This window comes from Deefgea sp. CFH1-16, from assembly GCF_016881365.1.
In the GTDB taxonomy this organism is placed as follows: Bacteria; Pseudomonadota; Gammaproteobacteria; order Burkholderiales; family Chitinibacteraceae; genus Deefgea.
Genome location: NZ_WLYT01000001.1, coordinates 3,333,343 through 3,355,546 on the forward strand (window position 1 = coordinate 3,333,343; position 22,204 = coordinate 3,355,546).

General features: G+C 49.4%; 22 protein-coding genes and 6 pseudogenes. 19 read left to right on the top strand and 9 right to left on the bottom strand.

Going from position 1 to position 22,204, the window contains the following annotated elements; all coding sequences use genetic code 11:
- Positions 1 to 78 precede the first annotated feature (78 nt).
- The 7 genes and pseudogenes from GKO28_RS18125 to GKO28_RS18150 all read left to right on the top strand — a co-directional run bounded on the left by GKO28_RS18125 (position 79) and on the right by GKO28_RS18150 (position 5,190).
- A complete protein-coding gene (locus tag GKO28_RS18125) occupies positions 79 to 570 on the top strand; it encodes a YaiI/YqxD family protein (RefSeq protein WP_182077313.1) in 492 nt (163 codons plus the stop codon).
- Positions 571 to 936: 366 nt separating this feature from the next.
- Positions 937 to 2,570, top strand: a pseudogene (locus tag GKO28_RS18130) (ATP-dependent DNA helicase RecG); the annotation flags it as partial.
- Positions 2,571 to 2,771: 201 nt separating this feature from the next.
- Positions 2,772 to 2,951 (top strand): hypothetical protein, encoded by a 180-nt coding sequence (locus tag GKO28_RS23070; protein ID WP_374220775.1) that lies wholly within the window; start codon positions 2,772 to 2,774, stop codon positions 2,949 to 2,951.
- Positions 2,952 to 3,050: 99 nt separating this feature from the next.
- A complete protein-coding gene (locus tag GKO28_RS18135; protein WP_182077314.1) occupies positions 3,051 to 3,473 on the top strand; it encodes a hypothetical protein in 423 nt (140 codons plus the stop codon).
- Positions 3,398 to 3,958, top strand: a complete 561-nt coding sequence (locus GKO28_RS18140; protein ID WP_182077315.1) for a histidine kinase dimerization/phospho-acceptor domain-containing protein — start codon at positions 3,398 to 3,400, stop codon at positions 3,956 to 3,958. The genes GKO28_RS18135 and GKO28_RS18140 overlap by 76 nt, the downstream gene beginning before the upstream one ends.
- Positions 3,897 to 4,928 carry an ATP-binding protein gene (locus GKO28_RS18145; RefSeq protein WP_182077316.1) on the top strand — a complete coding sequence of 344 codons (1,032 nt, stop codon included), beginning with the start codon at positions 3,897 to 3,899 and terminating at the stop codon, positions 4,926 to 4,928. Before GKO28_RS18140 ends, GKO28_RS18145 begins: the two co-directional genes overlap by 62 nt.
- A gap of 103 nt (positions 4,929 to 5,031) precedes the next feature.
- Positions 5,032 to 5,190 (top strand): hypothetical protein, encoded by a 159-nt coding sequence (locus tag GKO28_RS18150; RefSeq protein ID WP_374220747.1) that lies wholly within the window; start codon positions 5,032 to 5,034, stop codon positions 5,188 to 5,190.
- 13 nt (positions 5,191 to 5,203) lie between these two features.
- On the opposite strand, the gene GKO28_RS20695 is transcribed toward GKO28_RS18150, so the two are convergent.
- The 4 genes and pseudogenes from GKO28_RS20695 to GKO28_RS18165 form a co-directional block, all read right to left on the bottom strand.
- Entirely contained in the window at positions 5,204 to 5,377 is a 174-nt protein-coding gene (locus GKO28_RS20695) for a hypothetical protein (RefSeq protein WP_374220776.1), read from the bottom strand.
- 97 nt (positions 5,378 to 5,474) lie between these two features.
- Positions 5,475 to 5,834: pseudogene (locus GKO28_RS20700) on the bottom strand (ferric reductase-like transmembrane domain-containing protein); the annotation flags it as partial.
- A gap of 350 nt (positions 5,835 to 6,184) precedes the next feature.
- The gene (gene msrP / locus GKO28_RS18160; protein WP_182077317.1) at positions 6,185 to 7,099 is read right to left on the bottom strand and encodes a protein-methionine-sulfoxide reductase catalytic subunit MsrP; all 915 of its coding nucleotides are present in this window, start codon (positions 7,097 to 7,099) and stop codon (positions 6,185 to 6,187) included.
- 221 nt (positions 7,100 to 7,320) lie between these two features.
- A complete protein-coding gene (locus tag GKO28_RS18165) occupies positions 7,321 to 7,632 on the bottom strand; it encodes a c-type cytochrome (protein WP_247646646.1) in 312 nt (103 codons plus the stop codon).
- A gap of 242 nt (positions 7,633 to 7,874) precedes the next feature.
- On the opposite strand from GKO28_RS18165, the gene GKO28_RS20705 reads away from it, so the two are divergent.
- Positions 7,875 to 8,498, top strand: a complete 624-nt coding sequence (locus tag GKO28_RS20705) for a bifunctional precorrin-2 dehydrogenase/sirohydrochlorin ferrochelatase (RefSeq protein WP_247646647.1) — start codon at positions 7,875 to 7,877, stop codon at positions 8,496 to 8,498.
- Complete coding sequence (gene cysG, locus GKO28_RS20710) at positions 8,494 to 9,249, top strand: siroheme synthase CysG (RefSeq protein WP_307839128.1); 756 nt, start codon at positions 8,494 to 8,496, stop codon at positions 9,247 to 9,249. Before GKO28_RS20705 ends, cysG begins: the two co-directional genes overlap by 5 nt.
- 119 nt (positions 9,250 to 9,368) lie before the next feature.
- On the opposite strand, the gene GKO28_RS18175 is transcribed toward cysG, so the two are convergent.
- From GKO28_RS18175 to GKO28_RS18185, 3 genes are all read right to left on the bottom strand, one after another.
- Complete coding sequence (locus GKO28_RS18175) at positions 9,369 to 10,598, bottom strand: voltage-gated chloride channel family protein (RefSeq protein ID WP_247646648.1); 1,230 nt, start codon at positions 10,596 to 10,598, stop codon at positions 9,369 to 9,371.
- Between the two features lie 73 nt (positions 10,599 to 10,671).
- A complete protein-coding gene (locus GKO28_RS18180; RefSeq protein WP_182077319.1) occupies positions 10,672 to 11,379 on the bottom strand; it encodes an LrgB family protein in 708 nt (235 codons plus the stop codon).
- On the bottom strand, positions 11,376 to 11,744 hold the full coding sequence (locus tag GKO28_RS18185) for a CidA/LrgA family protein (RefSeq protein ID WP_182077320.1): 369 nt from the start codon (positions 11,742 to 11,744) through the stop codon (positions 11,376 to 11,378). Before GKO28_RS18185 ends, GKO28_RS18180 begins: the two co-directional genes overlap by 4 nt.
- Before the next feature lie 311 nt (positions 11,745 to 12,055).
- Between GKO28_RS18185 and GKO28_RS18190 the strand changes: the two genes are divergently transcribed.
- The 10 genes and pseudogenes from GKO28_RS18190 (at position 12,056) to GKO28_RS18225 (ending at position 20,175) form a co-directional block, all read left to right on the top strand.
- Complete coding sequence (locus GKO28_RS18190; RefSeq protein WP_182077321.1) at positions 12,056 to 14,494, top strand: heavy metal translocating P-type ATPase; 2,439 nt, start codon at positions 12,056 to 12,058, stop codon at positions 14,492 to 14,494.
- A gap of 1 nt (position 14,495) precedes the next feature.
- A complete protein-coding gene (gene ccoS, locus GKO28_RS18195; protein WP_182077322.1) occupies positions 14,496 to 14,687 on the top strand; it encodes a cbb3-type cytochrome oxidase assembly protein CcoS in 192 nt (63 codons plus the stop codon).
- 243 nt (positions 14,688 to 14,930) lie between these two features.
- Positions 14,931 to 16,356 (top strand): annotated as a pseudogene (gene ccoN, locus GKO28_RS18200) (cytochrome-c oxidase, cbb3-type subunit I).
- A 21-nt stretch (positions 16,357 to 16,377) separates the two neighbouring features.
- Positions 16,378 to 16,994, top strand: a pseudogene (gene ccoO / locus GKO28_RS18205) (cytochrome-c oxidase, cbb3-type subunit II).
- A gap of 5 nt (positions 16,995 to 16,999) precedes the next feature.
- Positions 17,000 to 17,167: a CcoQ/FixQ family Cbb3-type cytochrome c oxidase assembly chaperone gene (locus GKO28_RS18210; protein WP_182077323.1), complete on the top strand. Its 168-nt coding sequence runs from the start codon at positions 17,000 to 17,002 to the stop codon at positions 17,165 to 17,167.
- 112 nt (positions 17,168 to 17,279) lie between these two features.
- Positions 17,280 to 17,822, top strand: a pseudogene (gene ccoP / locus GKO28_RS22500) (cytochrome-c oxidase, cbb3-type subunit III); the annotation flags it as partial.
- A 59-nt stretch (positions 17,823 to 17,881) separates the two neighbouring features.
- The gene (locus GKO28_RS22505) at positions 17,882 to 18,100 is read left to right on the top strand and encodes a c-type cytochrome (RefSeq protein ID WP_307839066.1); all 219 of its coding nucleotides are present in this window, start codon (positions 17,882 to 17,884) and stop codon (positions 18,098 to 18,100) included.
- Between the two features lie 150 nt (positions 18,101 to 18,250).
- The gene (ccoG, locus tag GKO28_RS18220; protein WP_247646649.1) at positions 18,251 to 19,228 is read left to right on the top strand and encodes a cytochrome c oxidase accessory protein CcoG; all 978 of its coding nucleotides are present in this window, start codon (positions 18,251 to 18,253) and stop codon (positions 19,226 to 19,228) included.
- Complete coding sequence (locus GKO28_RS20715) at positions 19,191 to 19,688, top strand: FixG Ig-like domain-containing protein (RefSeq protein ID WP_247646650.1); 498 nt, start codon at positions 19,191 to 19,193, stop codon at positions 19,686 to 19,688. Before ccoG ends, GKO28_RS20715 begins: the two co-directional genes overlap by 38 nt.
- A 1-nt stretch (position 19,689) precedes the next feature.
- Positions 19,690 to 20,175: a FixH family protein gene (locus GKO28_RS18225; protein ID WP_182077324.1), complete on the top strand. Its 486-nt coding sequence runs from the start codon at positions 19,690 to 19,692 to the stop codon at positions 20,173 to 20,175.
- Positions 20,176 to 20,225: 50 nt separating this feature from the next.
- On the opposite strand, the gene GKO28_RS18230 is transcribed toward GKO28_RS18225, so the two are convergent.
- The gene (locus GKO28_RS18230) at positions 20,226 to 21,344 is read right to left on the bottom strand and encodes an acyl-CoA dehydrogenase family protein (protein ID WP_182077325.1); all 1,119 of its coding nucleotides are present in this window, start codon (positions 21,342 to 21,344) and stop codon (positions 20,226 to 20,228) included.
- A gap of 56 nt (positions 21,345 to 21,400) precedes the next feature.
- Positions 21,401 to 21,901, bottom strand: a pseudogene (gene msrA, locus GKO28_RS18235) (peptide-methionine (S)-S-oxide reductase MsrA); the annotation flags it as partial.
- Positions 21,902 to 22,204 lie beyond the last annotated feature (303 nt).

A 22,204-nucleotide genomic window follows, 5' to 3' on the forward strand; every position in this document is an offset into this window, starting at 1 on the left:
ACAAAGAAATGCCGCGACGCTTGAACCATCATCAACACGTAATCTGAATTATTACAATTTACGGGGTATTTCCCAGCAATGTATACACAGCAATATCCAGATACCAATACCCCAAGAAAATGCCACCTTTGGGTTGATGCCGACGCCTGCCCTGTTGCCATTAAAGAAATCATGTTTCGCGTCGCCGAGCGTTTAGCACTACCGCTCACCTTGGTCGCCAATCAACTGGTGCGCGTACCCCCATCGGCGCATATTCGGGCGATTCAAGTGGCGCATGGTTTTGACGAAGCAGATCACTGGATTGTTGCCCAAGCCCAAGCGGGCGACTTGGTCATTACCGCCGACATTCCGCTGGCGGCGCGCATTATTGAGAAACAAGCGCACGCGCTCAATCCGCGCGGCGAGTTTTATTCGCCAGAAAACATCCGCGAACGACTCAATATGCGCGACTTTATGGAAGAACTACGCGGCGCCGGCCTGCAATCGGGCGGCCCAGCCGCATTTAGCCAAAGCGACAAACAAGCTTTTGCCAAAGCACTGGATCGCTTCTTAGCGCAACGCGCCCGCTAAATTCTGCACCCCGAAAAAAATTTTTGACGCAGAGACGCAGAGGCGCGGAGAAAGGCAAAATCAAAACAATCAGAATTGAAACCGGCCAAGACCCTAACCAAACGCAACAATTTAAACTGTCAACGTATTGATGGTTTTCTCCGCGCCTCTGCGTCGGCTTTTCGATAATTCAAACCGGCCAAGCCCCCAACCAAACCCAACGGTTTAAACGATCAACGAATTGATGTTTTCCTCTGCGTCTTTGCGCCTCTGCGTTGGCTTTTTAAAAATCAACGTCGCAGCAACCCGCCAATGTCAACCGCCGCTAGCTCAAATGGCGCAAATACGGTACAGTAAGGTCAATAGAACGATTGTTCAAGCCACCCAATGAGCTCACTGACACCCGCACAACAGCAGCGCCTCCATAAACTGGGGATACAGCGCGAATTTGATTTGATCTTGCATTTGCCGCTGCGCTACGAAGACGAAACCCATTTGTACCCAATTGCCGATGCGCCGATGGGCAACCCAGTCTTGGTGGAAGGTGAAGTGTTGTCGTGCGAAGTCAATTACAAGCCGCGCAAACAACTCAATGCCCGCGTCAAAGACGCCAGCGGCTCATTGGTGGTGCGACTGATGAATTTTTACCCTAGCCAAGTGCAGCAATTGGCCGTTGGCAAGCGCGTGCGACTGTATGGCGATTTACGCCACGGCTACTTTGGTACCGAGATGGTCCACCCCAAAGTTCGCGTTGGTGGCGAAGTCAGCCTGCAAGAAGCCTTAAGCCCGATCTACCCCACCACGGCGGGTTTATCGCAAGCGCAACTGGCCACATGGATAGGCAAAGCCTTGGCCAATACGCCCATGCCCGACACACTGAGCGACGCCGTTTTAGCGCCACTGCAGTTGCCCGACTTTGCCAGCAGCGTGCGCTTATTACATGCGCCCACCCCCGACACTCCCAAAATCCAACTCACCGCCCGCACGCATCCGGCCTGGCAAAGGCTTAAGTTTGATGAATTACTCGCCCAGCAATTGTCGCTGCGCTTAGCGCGCGCCGTGCGCCGCGAAAAAACCGCCCCCAAAATCAATCCCGACGGTCGACTTGGCGCGCAGCTCATTGCCAATCTGCCGTTTGATCTGACCGCCGCGCAAAAACGTGTTTTACTGGAAATCACCCAAGATTTAGCCCAAGCGCACCCGATGCAGCGCTTGCTGCAAGGCGATGTGGGCGCGGGTAAAACCATTGTCGCCGCCGTGGCCGCCTGCCATGCGATTGAAGCCGGTTTTCAAGTGGCGATGCTGGCCCCCACCGAGATTTTGGCCGAACAGCATTTTCAAAAATTATCAGCATGGTTAACCCGCTGGGCGTTAACGTGGTGTGGCTCACCGGCAGCCTAAAAGCCAAAGCCAAGCGCGAAGCGATTGCCGCAGCGAGCGATGGCAGTGCCCAACTCCTTGTTGGCACGCATGCGATTTTTCAGGCCAGTGTGGCGTTTCAAAACCTTGGCTTGGCCATCGTCGACGAGCAACATCGCTTTGGTGTGCAGCAACGATTGGCGCTACGCGAAAAAGGCCAAAGCCCGCATCAACTGATGATGAGTGCCACGCCGATTCCGCGCACTTTGGCGATGAGTTTTTATGCTGATCTGGATGTGAGCGTGATTGATGAATTACCACCGGGGCGCACGCCGATTATCACTAAGTTGATTTCCGACGCACGCCGCGATGAGGTCATCGAGCGCATTGCCGCCAAAGTGCTCGAAGGTCGGCAAGTGTATTGGGTTTGCCCATTAATCGAAGAATCAGAAACATTGCAATTACAAACCGCGGTCGACACCCACGCCCAACTCAGCGAAGAGCTCGAAGGCATTGCCGTTGGCTTATTGCACGGCAAAATGAAACCCGAAGAAAAAGCCGCCACCATGGCCGCATTTTCTCGCAATGAAATTCAAGTTTTAATCGCCACCACAGTGATCGAGGTCGGCGTTGACGTACCGAACGCCAGCTTAATGGTGATTGAACACGCAGAACGAATGGGATTATCACAATTACATCAACTACGCGGCCGCGTTGGCCGTGGCGCGCACGCCAGTTTGTGCATCTTGCTCTACACCACGCCACTCAGTGAGACCGCCAAGGCGCGATTAAAAGTGATTTTTGAGCACACCGATGGTTTTGAAATTGCCCGTCAAGATTTGCACATCCGTGGGCCGGGCGATATGGCTGGCATTAAGCAATCTGGCGTGCCGATGCTGCGCTTTGCCGACTTAGAAACCGATGCTGATTTACTGGAATTAGCCAGAGACAGCGCCGAAACCATATTGCAACACCACGTCAATTTGGCTCAGCCCCATTTGGATCGTTGGTTGCCCGGGCGCGAAGCGTTACTCAAGGTGTAAACAAAGCAACAGTGTACAACTAGGTGCTGCCGCAATCGACACGTAAGAATTTCAAAGAGATATACTAGTCGCATCTATTTTTTGGTTTAGGGCATTCGCTTGAATCACTTCAAATTTCGCACGACTTTTTGCATTGTGATCGGCGTATTGAGCTTGGTCTCAATTTTAGTTTTAAGTTATGAATTTAAAGCGCAAAAATTACTCAACGAATTTAACTCCCCTGCGCAGCAAAAGCTGATTAAAGAAGCGCGCTCGGGCAATCGACTATTTAGTTTTGTCGAACGCGCCATCGACGATGCCATCAAAAGCCCTACACCGGAAAACTTTAGCGCAGTCAAAGCTGCGTTTACTGAGTTTGCAACGCTAATCCACCATTACAACAGTGGCCAATTTAGCGAATACTCTAACAATCCCAAATTTAATGTACACATTGCGCCACTGGTGCAATGGACTCAAAAAAAACCGAGCAATCGCTGCCTGATCTTAGTGCGGCGCAATTACCCGCCTTGGCCGGCAGCATAGAACGAATCGCTCCCCACTTACGGATTGTCGTCTCTTCGATTGATGCACAATACAATGCCAGTTTAGAAGCCAAAAAAGACACCTTTACTAGTTTTAGTCGCTACCGATTTAGTCTGATTGTCTTGCTATTGGCACTGATGAGTGGTTTTGCTTATTTTGCACTCCGCACTTTATGGCGCAACCAACAAACACTGGCGCAACTCAAAGCCGCAGAACAAAGTGCACAAGCGGCCAATCAAGCAAAAAGCCTTTTTTTAGCCTCAATTAGCCATGAAATGCGCACCCCGCTCACCACTATTTTGGGCTATGCCGAATTAGCTCAAGCCAGCGCAGATCGCAGCAATCCAGCCTATTTGCAGCACATTATTCAAGCCAGCCGACACTTACAAACACTTCTGGGTAATGTGCTCGACATGAGCAAAATTGAAGCGGGGCATTTTTTCACTCAACCCCAGTCAATTAGACATGCCGGCGCTAGTGAATGATTTGCAGGCTACTTTTCAACCCTTGGCACTCAACAAAAATCTAACGCTGTCAATTAGCGCCGACCCCATCCCCGACAATGTCTGGTTAGACACCGGAAAATGGCGGCAAATACTCATTAATTTATTGTCCAATGCGATTAAATTTTCCGACCAAGGTTGCATTACTTGCCACATCAGCGCCAAAGCCCTCACCGAACAACGCATTACACTACAAGCCATCGTCGCAGATCAGGGCATGGGCATTGACACCGAAGAAATCAGCAATGTTTTTCGCCCTTTCGAGCAAACCGCCAGCGGACGCTTTAAAGGTGGTACCGGCCTTGGCTTAGCACTCAGTAAAGAATATGCACTGAATATGGCTGGAGATTTAAGCTTTACCAGCCAGCCGCAACAAGGCAGTACATTCACTTGTACCGTACAGGCCGATATTCAAGCCTATTGCGCGCAAAACCCCGCGCCGCAATGCTCGCTGCAAGGCTTATGTATTTTGTTGGTTGAAGACCAAGAAGTAAATCGCGACCTGATGCGGCAAATTTTATGCTTAGCCAACGCCAGCGTCATCGAGGCGCGGCATGGGCAAGAGGCTCTAAGCCTCTTAAACCAAAACCCACACATCAATATGCTGGTGATTGACCGCAATATGCCCGAACTAGACGGCATTGCCACCCTCGAAACCTTGCGTCAGCGCGGCAACTTTTTACCGGCGCTCATGGTCAGCGCAGGGCTGCGCCCGAGCGACACTGAAATTCAACGCATTGGCCTAAATGGCTGGCTTGGTAAGCCGTTTGCCGCCAAAGATCTAATCCACGCCATTGCCAGCCTGACGCAGCACAGCAGCACCCAGCACTCAAGTACTGCATTTATTGAAGCCGACAGCAGTTGCGAACCGGATGATAGTGAGCTGGCTTATTTCAATCCACAAGCCCAAACCCGGCTAGGCTTTAGTCCGGAGCCGGTTTTTTACCATTAGCGAAAAAGGGCTCAAGCGCATTCATGAAATTATTCAGCAACTCGCTCATCAGCCAGACCCACAAGAGAGCTGCCGATTAGCGCATAGCGGCAAAGGCATTGCCTTGCAAATTGGCGCCGACCGGATCGCCCAATGCCTAGCCCATATCGAGCAACATCCTAGCCAATACCAAACCGCACAATTGGCTGAACTGGATGTTGAAATCAAACTCACCCAGCATGCCATCAGCGAGCATCATCAACGCCAAACGCAATCAGCTTAGTCTCCCACCCGAACTAACGAACTCGATGCAGCACACGCCAGCCCAACAACAGCGCCAACACGGCGGCATAAATTATTGGCGTAGTCAGGTCGGCCTTCACCAGCCAGAGATAATGCACTACACCCAAAATCGCGATGACATACACCAAGCGATGCAAGCGTGACCAGTTGCGTTTTAAGCGCCGCATCCAACCCTTGGTTGATGTGACCGCCAGCGGAATTAACAACACAAAAGCGGCAAAGCCCACAGTCACAAAAGGCCGTTTTTAAAATATCTTGCCCAATCGCCGACCAATCAAAAAACTGATCCAGCCAAACATACGTCATGAAATGCAACAACGCATAAAAAAAGGCAAACAAGCCCAACATACGGCGGTAGTCAATTAAGCGTGAATACCCCGTCAACTGTCGTAATGGCGTAATGCTTAAGGTCAGCAGTAGCGCCACCAGCGCCCATGTACCCGTCGAGCGGGTAAAAAACTCCACCGGATTGACCGCCTCCAAACTCAGCACCAGCGAGCGCGCCAAAGGAATCAGACAGACTACAAACAACAGTATTTTGCTTGGACGTGGCAAAAAACCGCTGAGCCTATCTCGCCACATTATAGGTATAGGCCTTAAGTCTTGATTTATAATGCGTTGCATGAATATACCCTGCAGTGAAAGTCAATGTTCAGATTACGTGTTGATAGTTTTAAGTGCCTGCGGCACGGCTGTTTTACTGTCGCAGTCAGTGGCGGCCACCCTCTTTCTTTGACTCGCCAAAGAAAGAGGGGGAAAGAAAGGCGATTTTGATCTCGCCCAGCTCCGCTGTGCCCTCGATCGTCGCGAGCCAAACGATATAGCTGTTTGTCTCTGACTCACTCGGTGCGCTTAAACGGGATTTTAAGCCCCAGCTCGACGAGCGCGGCACAGCATCAACACCAAATCGGAATATTACCCAGTGAAAGGTGTTGTTCAAATGACGTGTTGTGCGGATGATCGAGCAGCAGCGCTTAAAAAAACTTACGCAAATCCATGCCTTGATACATCGACGCCACTTGCGGGGCATAGCCATTAAACGGCAGCGTATCGCGTTTTAAAAACTCGCCAATGCGCCGCTCTTTCGCCTGACTCCAACGTGGATGCGCCACGTCGGGATTCACATTGGAATAAAAACCATATTCATTGGGCGCACTTTGGTTCCAACTGGTTGCCGGCTGCTGTTCTTGCAAGCGAATACTCACCACCGACTTGATGCTTTTAAAACCATATTTCCACGGCACCACCAAGCGCACTGGCGCGCCATTTTGATTAGGTAGCACTTCACCGTATAAACCCACCGCCAAAATGGTCAATGGATGCATCGCCTCGTCAATGCGTAAGCCTTCACGGTAAGGCCATTCAAGAACGCGACTACGTTGCCCGGGCATTTGCTTGGGGTCATTTAGCGTTTCAAACGCCACAAACTTGGCTTTTGAAGTGGGGCTCACTTGCTTTAAAACACTGGCCAACGGAATACCCACCCAAGGTATCACCATGGACCACCCTTCTACACAGCGTAAGCGGTAGATACGCTCCTCCAACGCCGCCACCTTTAACAAGTCATCGATACTGTAAGTGCGCGACTGCCCCAGCTCGCCACTCACTACAATCTGCCACGGCTTAGTTTTTAGCTGCCCGGCATATAAAGCCGGATCAGCTTTGTCGGTACCAAACTCATAATAATTATTGTAAGTTGTGATTTGCTTCAAACTATTGGGCGACTCTTTAATCGACAACGCACTTGGCTTGGCATTTAACCCGGCCACTGCCTCCGCCGTGAGGAATAAAGAACTCGCCCCCGCCAACATAAACTGGCGACGATTTAGAAATACCGATTGCGGCGTTATCTCTGACGGCAAAATATCGCTAGGTTGACGAATAAGCATGACAAGTTCTCCAAAAAAAACCAATTCTGAGACAAAAATAAACGGCTGCGGCAAACTAAACCGACCTGACAAAGACTACCACTACGGTGCAGGACATCATGACTGCGCAAGGTGTTTTTTCAATTAGTCGTCATCACACCTTCATTCTGACAGTGCCCAAACAAAAAAAAGCCGCAAAATTTTCACTTTACGGCTTTTTTTAAAGTTAAAAAAGTTAATTCTTATTTTTGCGCCAAAATCCATGTCGCCAATTGCTTGGCTTCGTCGCCAGTAATCATATTTGGCCCCATCGGCACTGGGCCCCAAACGCCAACACTGCCTTTTTGAATTTTACCCGCCAGCAATGTCACCGCATTTTTATCGCCTTTATATTTGGCGGCAATCGCTTTAAATGCTGGGCCAACAATCTTATTATCGACCGAGTGGCAAGCCATACAGTTTTTTGATTTTAACATCGCCTCAACCGGTGCTGCGATCGCAGCGCCTTGCAGTAGCGCCAAACTCAACACAGCCCAACGTATGGTTCTCATCATTCAAATCCTTATTACAATTAATCAGTAAAGCAATGCCACTTGCCGTTTTATTGCTTTATTTTATCTTACTTTACTAGAAATGCCGCTTAGAGTACGAACTAAGCTATCCGCTGCAGCATCGCATAGCAACAGCACACCGCGCTCTGCCATGCATCAACGGCAAGGCAAACTATGAAATTTTTACGCTAACATCGACAAAAACCGCGACAATACTGACCTGCCCGAACAAAATGGCCTAGATCATGGATTACTTTCCTTTATTTTTAAATTTAAAGCAGCAAGCCTGCCTCATTGTGGGCGGCGGTGAAATTGCCGTTCGCAAACTGCGTTTATTGCGTTCTGCAGGTGCCGATGTCACCGTGGTTTCGCCAGAACTATGTGACGAGATGCATGATTTAGTTCGCTCCGGCGAAGTGCGCTGGCAACCGGCGCAGTTTTCTATCACGCAAATTACCGGCCAACGCCTAGTCATCGCCGCCACCGACCAAGCCAGTGTCAATCAAGCGGTGTTTTCGGCGTGCGAAGCGGCAGGTATTTTGGTTAATGCCGTGGATGACCCAAGCCATAGCCGGTTTATTACGCCAGCGATTATTGATCGAACGCCACTCACCATCGCCATCTCAACCGGCGGCGGAGTGCCGGTATTAGCAAGGCATTTACGTGCCCAGCTTGAAGCGTTGATTCCCCACGGCTGGGGCGATCTAGCGCAATTGGGCAGCGAACTACGGCAGCACTGCAAAGAAAAAATGCCCGACCCGGCGCAGCGCCGCGAATTTTGGGAAGCGGTTTTAGCTGGCCCGATTCCCGATCAAGTTTTTTTCCGGGCAAATTGCGCACGCCCGCGAGCAATTAATATCCGCCATTGATGAAGGTAAAACCGCGCTAACTGGCGCAGTGTATTTGGTCGGCAGCGGCCCGGGCAACCCTGATTTGTTGACGTTTCGCGCACTACGCCTGATGCAACAAGCCGATGTGGTGCTGTATGACAATCTGGTTTCGAGTGAAATTATGGAGATGGTACGGCGCGACGCTGAGCGAATTTATGTCGGCAAAAAATCCAACAATCACGCACTGCCGCAAGAAGAAATTAATCAATTGCTGGTTCGTTTGGCGCTTGAAGGTAAAAAAGTCTTGCGCCTCAAAGGGGGCGATCCGTTTATTTTTGGTCGTGGTGGTGAAGAAATTGAAGAGCTGGCCCAGCACGGCATTGCGTTTGAAGTCGTGCCCGGTATAACTTCGGCCGCTGGCGCATCATGTTACGCCGGCATTCCGCTAACGCATCGTGATTATGCGCAATCGGTCACTTTTGTAACTGGTCACAGAAAGGCCGGTGAAGTCGACCTTGATTGGCCACGCTTGGTCAACCCAAGCGAAACGGTTGTGGTGTATATGGGCGTCGCCCAAGCTGGGTATATTGCTGAACAACTCATAAATCATGGCCGAGACAAAGACACCCTTGTAGCCATTATTGAGCGTGCCACCACAGCACAGCAAAGAGTCGTCACCACCACCTTAACTGAGCTCGCTAAGCGTATCGAACAAGAAGCCATCAAGCCCCCCGCCTTACTGATTATTGGCGACGTGGTTCAATTGCATGACAAATTGAAGTGGTGCTAAAGCACGTACAAAAATCGGCTTTGCAAGCCAAAATGGCCAGCTCAATCGCTGGCCATTTTTTAATTCACCGCCCCACTTACTTTATCTCGGTCAAATCAGACAAGCGAACTTCTGACTTGTCATCTGTCATTGGCCGACCTTTGCCAGAGCCCCAACGCTGCGCCACATAAATACTGCTGTGCCCCGAAAACAAAAAACGCCACCACACACGCCAATAAAGCATACGGGCCAATTGCCGCACCAAAGAGCTCAATGCCCATTAAAGTGCACGTTAACGGCGTATTGGCAGCACCAGCAAACACCGCCACAAAGCCCAAACCCGCCAACAAAGGAAACGGCATATTTAATAACGGCGCCAAAGCATTACCCATGGTTGCGCCAATATAAAACAACGGTGTCACTTCGCCGCCTTTAAATCCAGCACCCAGCGACAAGGTGGTAAAGAATAATTTAAGCGGCGCATCCCAAAATGGAATCGGCTGATTAAACGATTCAACAATACTGGGAATACCCAAGCCAATATAACGCTCAGCGCCAAATATCAACACCAAACTGGCCACACAAACACCGCCCACAAAGGGGCGCAGTGGTGGATATTTAATGCGTTTAAAATGCTTTGCCACCCAGTGGGTTAATTCAGCAAACGACTTCCCCGCCAAGCCAAATAAGACCCCAGCAAAGAGCACTGCCAATAAACCCATAATGGTGACCGCAGGGATACTGGGAATCACATAATGCGTGTGATGCACCCCCAAAGATCGCACCAACCAATCACTCACCAAACTGGCAATTAAACAAGGAAACAAAGCGTTATTGCGCATTTTTCCTAAAGCTTGCACTTCAAGCCCAAACACCGCGCCCGCCAGTGGCGTACCAAACACCCCAGCAAAACCGGCGCTCATCGCGGCCATTAAAATTACCCGCCGATCTTGCACCTTGCGCTTGGTGATCAAGGCAATTTGGTCGGCCAATGCGCCGGACATTTGCACCGCCGTACCCTCGCGCCCAACTGAAGCGCCAAATAAATGCGAAAACACCGTGCCAATAAAAATCAACGGCATCATGCGCAGCTGGGTAATTGCCCGGGGTTGATGAATTTCATCGATCAGTAAGTTATTTCCTGACTCGATCTCTCGACCCCATTCGTAATACACCCAGCCAACTAACAAGCCTGCAAAGGGTAAAAATACAAGCAAAATTGGATTCGCGACTCGTGTTGCGGTTGCCCAATCTAAAGTCACCAACAACAAAGCTGAGGTCAATCCCGCACACAGGCCAATCACGGCAGCCAGCGGCAACCAGAGCACCATATCGCGCAGCGTTTGCCGATAAAAAGTTTGCCAATTCATTTTTTGTCCTTTGCCCGACCGATGCCGGTGCTGACATAACAAGCCCAAACCACAACCATTATTTGCACCGCCGTCACCAATACCAAGCCGTCAGCAAAATCGGCAAGATCAGCGCCGTGACCACCCCATTAAAGCCCATCGCCAAGCCCGCAAATGCCCCCGCCGTATCGGAAATCTGAAACGCCCGCGCAGTACCGACACCATGTGAAGCCAAACCCAGCGCAAAGCCTTGCGCCACTTCGTGTTCAATTTTCAACCAGCGAAACAAAGGCAGCGCCATCGCCGCGCCCGCGATCCCCGCCACAATCACCGCATTGGCGGTGAGCGACGGCAAGCCACCATGTTCTTGCGATAAAGCCATCGCTATCGGTGTAGTGCATGATTTAGGCGCAAAAGATAATATGGTTGTCCAACTCAACCCCATCCACTGCCCCAAAATCAACACCGACACAATCCCCACCGTCGAGCCGACCAATAAAGCGATACTCAGTGGTATGAAGTATTGCTTCATTTTCGCTAAATTGAGATACAAGGGAATCGCTAACGCCACGGTGGCAGGACCAAGTAATAAATGAATTGGCTTGGCACCGGCAAAATAAGTCGCATACGACACCCCGCTTATTTTTAATACCGCAATCAGCAGTAAAACCGAAACCAGCACCGGGTTGAGTAAAGGAAAACAACGGGCACGGTGATACAGCGTATCGGCCAATAAATAAGTCACGCCCGTGAGTGCAATCCATGTAGCAGGATATTGCGCGATTGCTGAAATAACGCTCATTTTGTAGCCTGCTTGGTCAATTTAGCTTTGCGTCTGGCCAACAAAAACTGCAATACCAACCCCGTGACCAGCAAGGTAATCACAGTAGACATTAAAATCGTGACCACCATCGCCACGCCTTGTGATTTTAATTTGTCACCCAACTCAATCAGCCCCACCCCTGCCGGCACAAACAAAATCCCCAAGTAGCGAAGTAATCCTTCTGAAGCATAAACCACGCGTGGCTCGGCACCGCGCCGCACAATACACCATGCAGTGAGCAACAACATGCCAATCACCACCGCAGGAATTGGCAATTGAAACAGCTGCCGCAATAATTCACCACTAACTAAGGCGAGAAAAATAATTGATAAGCCATACAACATACGCAATCCAATTCAGAATTTGCCAATATCAGCACTCTACTGCGAGCCAGCAGCGCTGAATAGACCAATCAATTACCTTGATCAATGGATTTAATAGCCAAAATCAGCTCGCTAAAAACCAAGCATTACGTTCAATTAACAGCAAGACATTGATTCAAATATAAAATATTTATCAAAACACCCATTGCACGGCAATCATTTAATGCAACTATTCAACACCATTCAATTGAGCCCAGCGCTCAATATCAAATGTAAAACCCAATTTTAGAATTGCTTTCCCACCCTGAAGCGGTTTTGGTTAAAATGTGGTAATGAATACCGAATCCATGCTTTGCTTTCACTGCGCCCAACCTTGCCCCGCCCAAAGTGAATTTCAAATCCGCTATCGCCAAGCCTTACACCCTGCCTGCTGCGCGGGCTGTCAAGCCGTGGCCGAAACCATTATCAACAGCGGCTTAGATCAATACTATACACAAAGGCAACAGCCAGCAGATCGCAACGCGCCGCTGCCTGCCGAGCTACTTGAGCAACTGGCACTGTATGACGACCCAGCCTTACAGCAAGATTTTGTGCACACCACCAGCGGCCAAGAAAAAGAAGCGGCGCTAATTCTAGAAGGCATTAGCTGCGCAGCCTGCATTTGGCTCAATGAACAACATATCGCCCAACTGAAGGGTGTTACCTCGGTATCGATCAATTACTCCAATCACCGGGCACGCATTGCTTGGGACGATAGCCAAATTCAGCTATCAACAATTTTGCAACACATCGCCGCCATTGGTTATCGCGCCATCCCTTACGACCATGCACGCGATGAACAAAACTGGCAAAAACAAAGAAAGTCGGCCTTATTTCGCCTATGGGTTGCCGGTCTCTCCATGATGCAAGTCATGATGTTTGTCGTGCCGATTTACCTCGCACCCGCTGGGGAAATCGAAGCCAACTGGTTATCCATGATGCACTGGGGTAGCGCTTTACTTACCTTACCGGTGGTGCTGTATTCTTGCTGGCCGTTTTATCGCAATAGCTGGCGCGATTTGCGTCGTGGCCGCGCCAGCATGGATTTGCCGGTCAGCATCGGCGTATTGGTGTCATTTTTTGCCAGTCTGTATGCGCTGATCACCGATCATGGCGAGATTTATTTCGATGCCGTATCAATGTTTGTGTTTTTACTATTAGGCGGCCGCTATTTAGAGCTCAAAGCGCGGCGCAGTGCTGGTGCTGCGGCAGAAAAACTCGTTAAATTAGTCCCCACCTTTGCCCATCAACTGGATGCCGAGCAGCGATTGCATGAAGTTGCCGTCAGCCGGCTCAAGACCAACGATTGGATTGTGGTCAAAGCAGGTGAAATCATCCCTATTGACGGGGTGGTGCTCGAAGGATCTAGCGATGTGAATGAAGCCATGCTCACGGGCGAATCGCTACCCGTGCATAAAACCAGCGGCGCGCTAGTCACCGCAGGCACCGCCAACTTACTCTCACCACTCACGATTGAAGTACTACACACAGGTAGCGAAACGCGAATTGCCGCAATGGTGCGCATTTTGGATCAAGCTCTGAGCCAAAAGCCACGACTGGCGACCATTGCCGACCAAATTGCCGGTTGGTTTGTTTTTGGTCTACTGATCGCCGCCGCCGCAACGTATTGGTACTGGCATTTGCACGATCCTTTGCATGCCCTACCGATTACGGTGGCGCTGTTAGTTGTATCTTGCCCTTGCGCGCTGTCGCTCGCCACGCCCACCGCGCTCACCGCGTCTACAGGTCATTTGGCGCAACTGGGTTTATTGGTGACTCGCGCCAACTTATTGGAAACCCTCGCCAAAGTCACCGATATTGTGCTCGATAAAACCGGCACACTCACTTTTGGCGAGCCCCGAATCACCCGAACCATCGCCCTCAATATCAGTGGCGGGCAGGCTTTGGCTATTGCGCAAAGTCTTGAACAGCAATCTGAGCATCCAATTGCCAAAGCGTTTTTAGCCGAACCCAATACCGAAAGCCTACCCGCGGCGCAGCAAGTGCAAAAACATATCCAGGGCGGTCTATCCGCAACGATCAATCAACAGTATTACATCATCGGCTCGCTAACCTTTATTGCCGAGCAGATACAACAAGCCGTACCCGAAGAATTTGAGCAGTATCGGACCGAAGGCAGCATGGTGGCACTATCAGATGGATATACCTGGCTAGCCGCCTTTGTATTAGCCGATCAGTTGCGCGCTGATGCCATCACCACCATCGCTGAACTCAAAGCCTGCGGCGTCCACCTGCATCTGGTTTCTGGTGACCAATCGAGCAGCGTACAGGCCGTGGCTCAGCAGCTCAATATTCAGTCTGCGGTGGCCAATGCGACACCTGAAAGCAAAGTCAGCTACATGCATTCCTTACAACAACAAGGCAAAACTGTGTTAATGATTGGCGATGGCGTGAATGACGCTCCCGTGCTAGCGCTCGCCAATGTCTCGATTGCCATGGGCGCTGGCGTGGATATTGCGCATGCCGCTGGCGATATGGTGCTATTAAACAACAATCTGTCTTGCCTTCCCGCCGCACTGGCACTCGCCAAAAAAACACAGTCCATTATCAAACAAAATTTACTTTGGGCTTTGCTTTACAATCTGGGTGCATTGCCGCTGGCGGCAGCTGGGTTTATCTCCCCTTGGCTGGCCAGCTTAGGCATGGCGATCAGCTCATTGCTGGTTGTCGTCAATGCCTTACGACTACTTTCACGCCCAAAAAGGCCATAAAATGGAAAGCCTTTATCTGTTAATTCCGCTCTCGATTCTACTGGCCTTCGTCATTGGCTTTATCTTTTGGTGGACCATCCGCAGTGGTCAACTAGACGACCTTGAAGGGCCAAGCTGGCGAATTTTGCATGACGATGACAAGTTGCCGCAAAAAAACCGACTCAAACGATGCAGAAAAACAAAAAAATCCTGACTGAACCCGTTACAAACAGGTAAAATCGGGCGGTTTGTAACTATGTACACTTGATTAATATCAAGTTTGCTCGGCATTGAGTTGCGTATAGTCGATGGAGTCTTTCGCCCCTTATCAGCGGGAAAAAAGACATCGCTAGGCCATCGTTATTGGGAACGCCCAACAACAAATACCACTCAGCACAAATCAAAAATAAGTTTTTAACTAAATTCCAAGCAGTTGGAGATCAATCGGAGCGCTCTAATGGAAAACCAAGCCACATACAATTACAAAGTGGTTCGGCAGTTTGCCATCATGACGGTCGTTTGGGGGATTGTCGGAATGTTGGTTGGCGTAATTATCGCCGCCCAAATGTTCTGGCCAGAACTCAATGTCGGTCCGTACTTTCATTTTGGTCGTTTACGCCCACTTCACACTAACGCAGTAATTTTTGCGTTCGGTGGCTGTGGACTATTCGCAACGTCGTACTACGTAGTTCAGCGCACCTGTAATGTGCGACTTATTAGCGATAAACTCGCCGCCTTCCACTTTTGGGGTTGGCAGCTGGTCATTGTATTGGCCGCAATTACTTTGCCATTGGGTTACACCCAAGGCAAAGAATACGCCGAGCTCGCTTGGCCGATTGATATCTTGATCACGATTGTTTGGGTGTGCTATGCCATTGTGTTTTTTGGCACCATTACTCAACGCAAAGTGAAACATATTTATGTCGCCAAACTGGTTCTACGGTGCATTTATTCTTGCCGTGGCCTTGCTACACATTGTAAACAGCATGGTTCTACCCGTTTGGGGCACTATGGATTCATACCCTATTTACTCCGGCGCAGTCGATGCCATGGTGCAATGGTGGTATGGCCATAATGCGGTTGGTTTCTTCTTAACTGCAGGCTTCTTGGGCATGATGTATTACTTCGTGCCAAAACAAGCAGGACGTCCGATTTATTCTTATCGTCTGTCAGTGGTGCATTTTTGGGCTTTGGCTTTCACCTATATGTGGGCGGGCCCTCACCACTTGCATTACACCGCATTACCTGACTGGACTCAGTCTTTAGGTATGGTGTTCTCACTGATTTTGCTGGCACCAAGCTGGGGCGGCATGATCAACGGGATCATGACCTTGTCAGGCGCATGGCACAAACTACGTACTGATCCAATCTTGAAATTCTTAGTGACTGCATTGTCGTTCTACGGCATGTCGACCTTTGAAGGCCCAATGATGGCGATCAAATCAGTCAATGCATTGAGCCACTACACCGACTGGACTGTAGGTCACGTTCACTCTGGTGCTTTGGGCTGGGTAGCGATGATTACCATCGGCTCGATCTATTACTTGATCCCACGTTTGTTTGGTCGCGACCAAATGTTCTCGGTTAAGTTAATCGAAGTGCATTTCTGGATGGCCACTTTAGGCACCGTGCTGTACATCGCCTCGATGTGGATTGCCGGTGTAACTCAAGGCTTGATGTGGAGCGCACTCAATAGCGACGGCACTTTGGCTTACTCGTTTATTGAAGCAGTTAAAGCGTCGTACCCTTACTACTTCATCCGCTTCTTGGGTGGCGTGATGTTCTTATCGGGTATGTTGCTGATGTTCTACAACGTGATTCGCACCATCTCCGAAGGCAAAGCGGTTGATGCACCGATCCCTGCCGTTGCAGCGCACGCCTGATCGCGGAAGGAATATATTGAAATGAATAAAATTCAGAAAATCGTTGAAGAAAACGTGTTTTATCTGATCATCCTGACTTTGTTTACCCTCAGCATTGCAATGTTTGTCGAAATTTTGCCGCTGATGTTTAGCAAAAGTGTCACTCAACCCATCGCTGGCGTTAAACCTTATAGCTCTCTACAGCTTGCAGGCCGTGACGTTTATGTTCGTGAAGGTTGCTACGCGTGTCACTCACAGATGATTCGACCATTTCGTTCAGAAACTGAGCGCTACGGCCACTACTCTGTTGCGGGTGATCATCAGTGTATGACCGCCCTTTCCAATGGGGCTCAAAACGAACTGGTCCTGACTTAGCTCGGGTTGGCGCGCGTTACTCTGATGAATGGCATCGTGCTCACTTGATGAATCCACGTGATGTGGTCCCTGAATCAAATATGCCTGCGTTTGCCTTTTTGGCCACCAAACCGGTTAATGCCGAGTTGATGCCGAAAAAGCTACAAACACTGCGTGATTTAGGTGAGCCATATACCGACGCTGATATTGCTGGTGCTGCCGAAGCAGTCAAAGGCAAGACAGAAATGGATGCACTGATTGCCTATTTACAAGGCCTCGGTCTCGCACTGAAAAACAAGAGGTAAGCACCATGGATCTGCAAACTGAAGCCCGCATTGTGGTCACCGTTCTTGGATTTATCGTGTTTCTTGGGATTTGCTTTTGGGCATTCAGTCGCCACAACAAAGCCAGCTTTGAACAAGAGGCACAGCGCGTATTTCTTGACGATGACTTGCCTTCATCAGACAAGCAGACCTAATGCGTTCGGAGAATAAAATATGAATGATTTTACGAGCAGTTTTTGGGGTTATTTCATCGCGGCAGTGTCTTTAGGCGGGATTTTTTATTGCGCCTATATTCTCGCTACGCAGATGAAATTCAAACTAAAAAAAGGCGAAAAAGCGCAAGTTACCGGCCATGTGTGGGACGGTGACTTAGAGGAATACAATAACCCGCTACCAGGCTGGTGGGTGGGCATGTTCATCGCGACGATTGTTTTCGCTTTGGCTTACTTATTTCTCTACCCAGGCTTGGTCGCTTTTGGTAACGCCAAAGGTTGGTCTTCTGCAGGGCAATACAAAGCAGAGATCGTCAAAGCCGACCAACAAACTGATGCGCTGTACGCCAAGTTCATGGCCATGCCTATCCCTGAAGTTGCTCAGTCGCCTGAAGCAACGCAAATGGGTAAGCATTTGTTTCAAACTTACTGCGTGCAATGCCACGGTGCCGATGGTCGTGGCGCCAAAGGCTTTCCAAACTTAACGGATAGCGATTGGCTCTACGGCGGCACGCCTGCAGACATTGAACATACGATCAAAATCGGTCGTCATGGTCAAATGCCAGCATTTGGTGCTGTTTTTGGTGAAGAAAAAGTGCGCGACGTCGCTAACTACGTGATGAAGTTGTCGGGCAACCCTGCCTACAATAACGTTCGTGCTGAGCGCGGCGCCAATACTTACGCTCAAGTGTGTGTGTGGCTTGCCACGGCACCGACGGCAAAGGTAACCAAGCGCTTGGCGCACCTAACCTCACCGATAAAGTGTGGTTATATGGCGGCTCAGAGGCAACGATTGTTGAAACCATTACCAATGGCCGCAACAACGTTATGCCAGCTTGGCAAGACTTCCTGGGCAACGGCAAAATACATCTGCTTTCTGCTTATGTATATGGTCTAAGCCACGAAAAGAAATAAGCATTACCGGCATCATCACGGGCGGATCTAATCCGCCCGTTTTTCATTCAAGCGATTAAGCGGCAATTTGCACTATCGACATTAACTATAAAAACAATACTAAAGACCAGCGTAAACTGGGTTTTAGTATTGTTTTTCTCGGAGCTAATCATGAGCAAAAAACTTCACGAAATTCCAATTAACGTGGTGAATGTCAAAGACGACGGCCAGCTCGAAGAAGTCATGCTGTACGCCGCGCACAAAAAAATCTATCCGCGTTGGATTACTGGATTTTGGAATAACTGGCGGGTGTTTTTTGTTTTTATTACGCAGCTGTTTTTTTATGGTATGCCGTGGCTCATCATTAACGATCGACAAGCCCTGCTGTTTGATCTATTGCACCGCAAATTCTATGTTTTTGGCTTGGTTTTCCTACCACAAGACTTTATCTACCTGACTGCACTATTGCTATTGAGTGCATTTGGTTTATTTGCTTGGACCACCATTGGTGGCCGACTATGGTGCGGCTACGCCTGCCCGCAAACGGTGTACACCGAAATATTTTTATGGATAGAGAAATGGGTTGAAGGCGATCGCGCAGCCCGGATTAAACTCGACAATGCGCCACTAAACGGCAAAAAGCTGCGTTTAAAATTCATCAAACACAGCCTATGGGTGCTGTTTGCACTTTGGACTGGTTTTACTTTTGTCGGCTACTTCACACCCATCCGCGCCTTATGGACTGATCTACTGAGCTTTTCACTCTCCGGTTATGCGCTGTTTTGGGTGCTGTTTTATGCATTTGCTACGTATGGCAATGCCGGTTGGATGCGCGAACAAGTTTGTAAATACATGTGCCCGTATGCGCGCTTTCAAAGTGCGATGTTTGATGCCGATACGCTAATTATCAGCTACGACCAGGAACGCGGTGAAAACCGTGGCAGCCGCAAAAAAGGCAGCGACTATCAAGCCGCAGGCCTTGGCGACTGTATCGACTGCACCATGTGCGTTCAAGTGTGCCCGGTGGGTATCGATATTCGTAACGGCCTGCAATATGAATGCATCGGTTGTGCGGCGTGTATTGATGCTTGCGATGAAATCATGGGACAAAATGAACTATCCGCGCGGGCTGGTTCGCTATACCACTGAAAACGCCTTGGAGCATAAATATCCCGAGCGTGACATCATCAAAAAAATCACCCGTCCTCGGGTCATTATGTACGCCGTGGTCATTAGCATTACGCTTGGCGTCACCGTCGTATCGTTAATGATGCGCCAACCGGTGAAAGTTAATATTGAACGCGATCGCGTGGCGCTGGTACGTGAAGTAGAAGATGGCTTATTGGAAAACAGCTACCGCCTGTTGATTCAAAATGCCAGCGAACAAACGCATACCTACACCATTCAAGCCAAAGGTTTGCCGGAAATGAAACTTGTCGGTGAAAATCAAATCCAATTGGCACCCACGGCAATGAGTGACGTGGCCGTTCGCATTCAAGTGCCACCGCAATTTGCCAAAATGGGCAGCCACGAAATTGAATTTATCGTGACCGCCAAAGATGATCCGGCACAAACCGTAGTAGAAAAAGCCACTTTTATTGGACGTTAAGATGACTGAAGAACAAAAACCTTGGTACAAGCACCCCCATGTTTGGCTATTAATCACCTTCCCCGTACTGGCCATCATGGGTGGGTTTCACATGCTTTACCTTGTCTCCACCTCGACCGACAGCTTGGTGAGCGATAATTATTACAAAGAAGGCAACCAAGTCAATCAACGCCTAGAGCAAGATCAAGCTGCCGTTGCCAAAGGCATTACCGCCCAGATCTTACTCGGTGACAACCAAAGAACCGTGCGAATCATCTTAAACCGCAATGATTTAGGCCCAATCAAGCTCAAAGTCATTCACCCAACGCTCAGCGGTCAAGACCAAGAAGCACCACTGAGCTCAAACGACGGCATTATTTATAACGGTGAATTTGCGCATCCGGTCACGGCCAATCGCTGGTATGCCGAGCTGTCCGACATGAAAAACACGTGGAGTCTACGCAAAGAATGGGCATCACAGATTTCAGCGGCATTAACACTACCGTAATCTAGCCTAATTGCAGCGATCTCAGAATTTGAGATCGCTGTAAAAATCGCTTAAGAAAACAAATCCATTCCACACGTTGCTCGACCAATAAACTCAAACAACACATCGGAAGTCGGCCCCATAATAGCGGCCGCTCTAGAATCCCTAAAATATCGCTCAACACCCACATCTTTACGAAACGCCGCGCCACCACACACTCGCATCGCCACATCACCCACTTCAAGCGCAGTTTCGGCACATCCAACTCTTACCTCTAAGACTCGCAACATCGTATCCGCTCGGCCACAAGCAATTGCCGCTAGCGTATCGTCGCGCAAAGCTCTGGCCATATCAGCGCGGATTTTCGCCTTGCCGATATACGCCCGAATCGTCGGCAAGTCAGCCAAAGCACTATCGGTATGCTGATAACGCACGCTAGTAACATGGCCCACCGTTCTTTGCATCAGCGCCTCGATAATACCGACTGAGCACGAAGCCGTTAGCACCGCAAATACCGGCAAAACCGTACCCATCATAATGTCAAAGCCAGCGCCATCCTGACCCATTTGATCGCTCGGGCTCACCATCGCCGCCTTCGCATAAATCGGCGACGACGCATTACCACGCAAGCCCATGCCATCAAAGGCTTTTGGCATGGTCAAACCAGCCGTACTGCTCGACACATACCAGATCGTACTTAAACCCTCTGCTGCCAAAGGCTTTGAAGTCCAAACATAGGAATCGGCCTCACACGCTGAAGTAACCCATGATTTCTCAGCATCCAACGCCACTTTATCGCCCACTAAACGCGCGGTACTCACTGGCGCCCAAAAATGGCTACGCGAGCCATTCTCAGACCACGCCAAGGTGGTTAAATGCCGCCCGGCAGCAATCTCACGGCGAATTTCGATACGGCCAAAAGCCTCAATCGCCGCCGAACCACAATAATGCATACACAGCACCATGGCCGTGGTTGGGCAAGCTTCAGCTATTTTCTCAATCACTTTTGCCGCGTCATTCAAACTTAAACCCAAGCCGCCCACCTCAGCGGACGACAGTAACCCTAGCCAACCGGCCTCACCCAATCGGGTCATGGCAACACGCGGAAACACCGCATTTTTATCGGTTTCTATCGCCGCAGGCGCAATCGTATCGCGAATAATACTGTCCAGCGTTGTCCAATCAACCATAACTCACCTCATAAAATCAGAACAAAAACACGCAAATTTAAATGCGCTAACGCATTTCACTTTTTTAAAAGGGCAGCAAATTTTCGGCGAAACCGTAGCATTTTCGGTACCACCGTGGTTACGCAGTAAGGATCGAGCGGGTTTTTCTCAAAAAAAGAGTCATGCTCGGAGCCAGCCAGCCAAAATGGCTGAGCAGACACTACTTCGGTCACAATCGGATTGGAAAACCGCTTTTCCGCTTCGATCTGTTGGATTACTTTTTTGGCAATACTTTTTTGTTGCTCTGATTGATAAAAAATCATTGAGCGATATAAGCGCCCAACCTCATCCCCCTGCCGATCAATCGAAGTTGGATCATGAGAATCAAAATAAACATCCAGCAAAATCTCAAAACTAATTACCTTGGGATCAAACTCAATCCGCACCACCTCCACATGCTCGGTTTCTTGAGCGCACACAGACTCATAAGTTGGATTTTTAGTTTTGCCACCGCAAAACCCTGATTCCACTTTAAGCACCCCATTTAATCGAACAAACAAGGCCTCCATACACCAAAAACAACCGCCCCCCCTAAGATGGCGACCTCGTTAGCAGCAAACATATCAGACCCCTATTGCACTGGTGAGTTGTAACCGCGAAGGTGCACTATGCACACACTCCCTACAAAACTTAGCATGTACCCAATAAAAATCTAGCTTCATCGTCAGCCAAAGAATAAACAAACCCATACAAAACGCGTAAATTTATTTCATCTTACGTAATATTTCATATGAGCCCCATTTATAAATGACGGCGCAAGACGGCAAAACATAAGCTATAAAAATTTATAGTGGCAATGTGTGCAATATAGCTCGGACAAT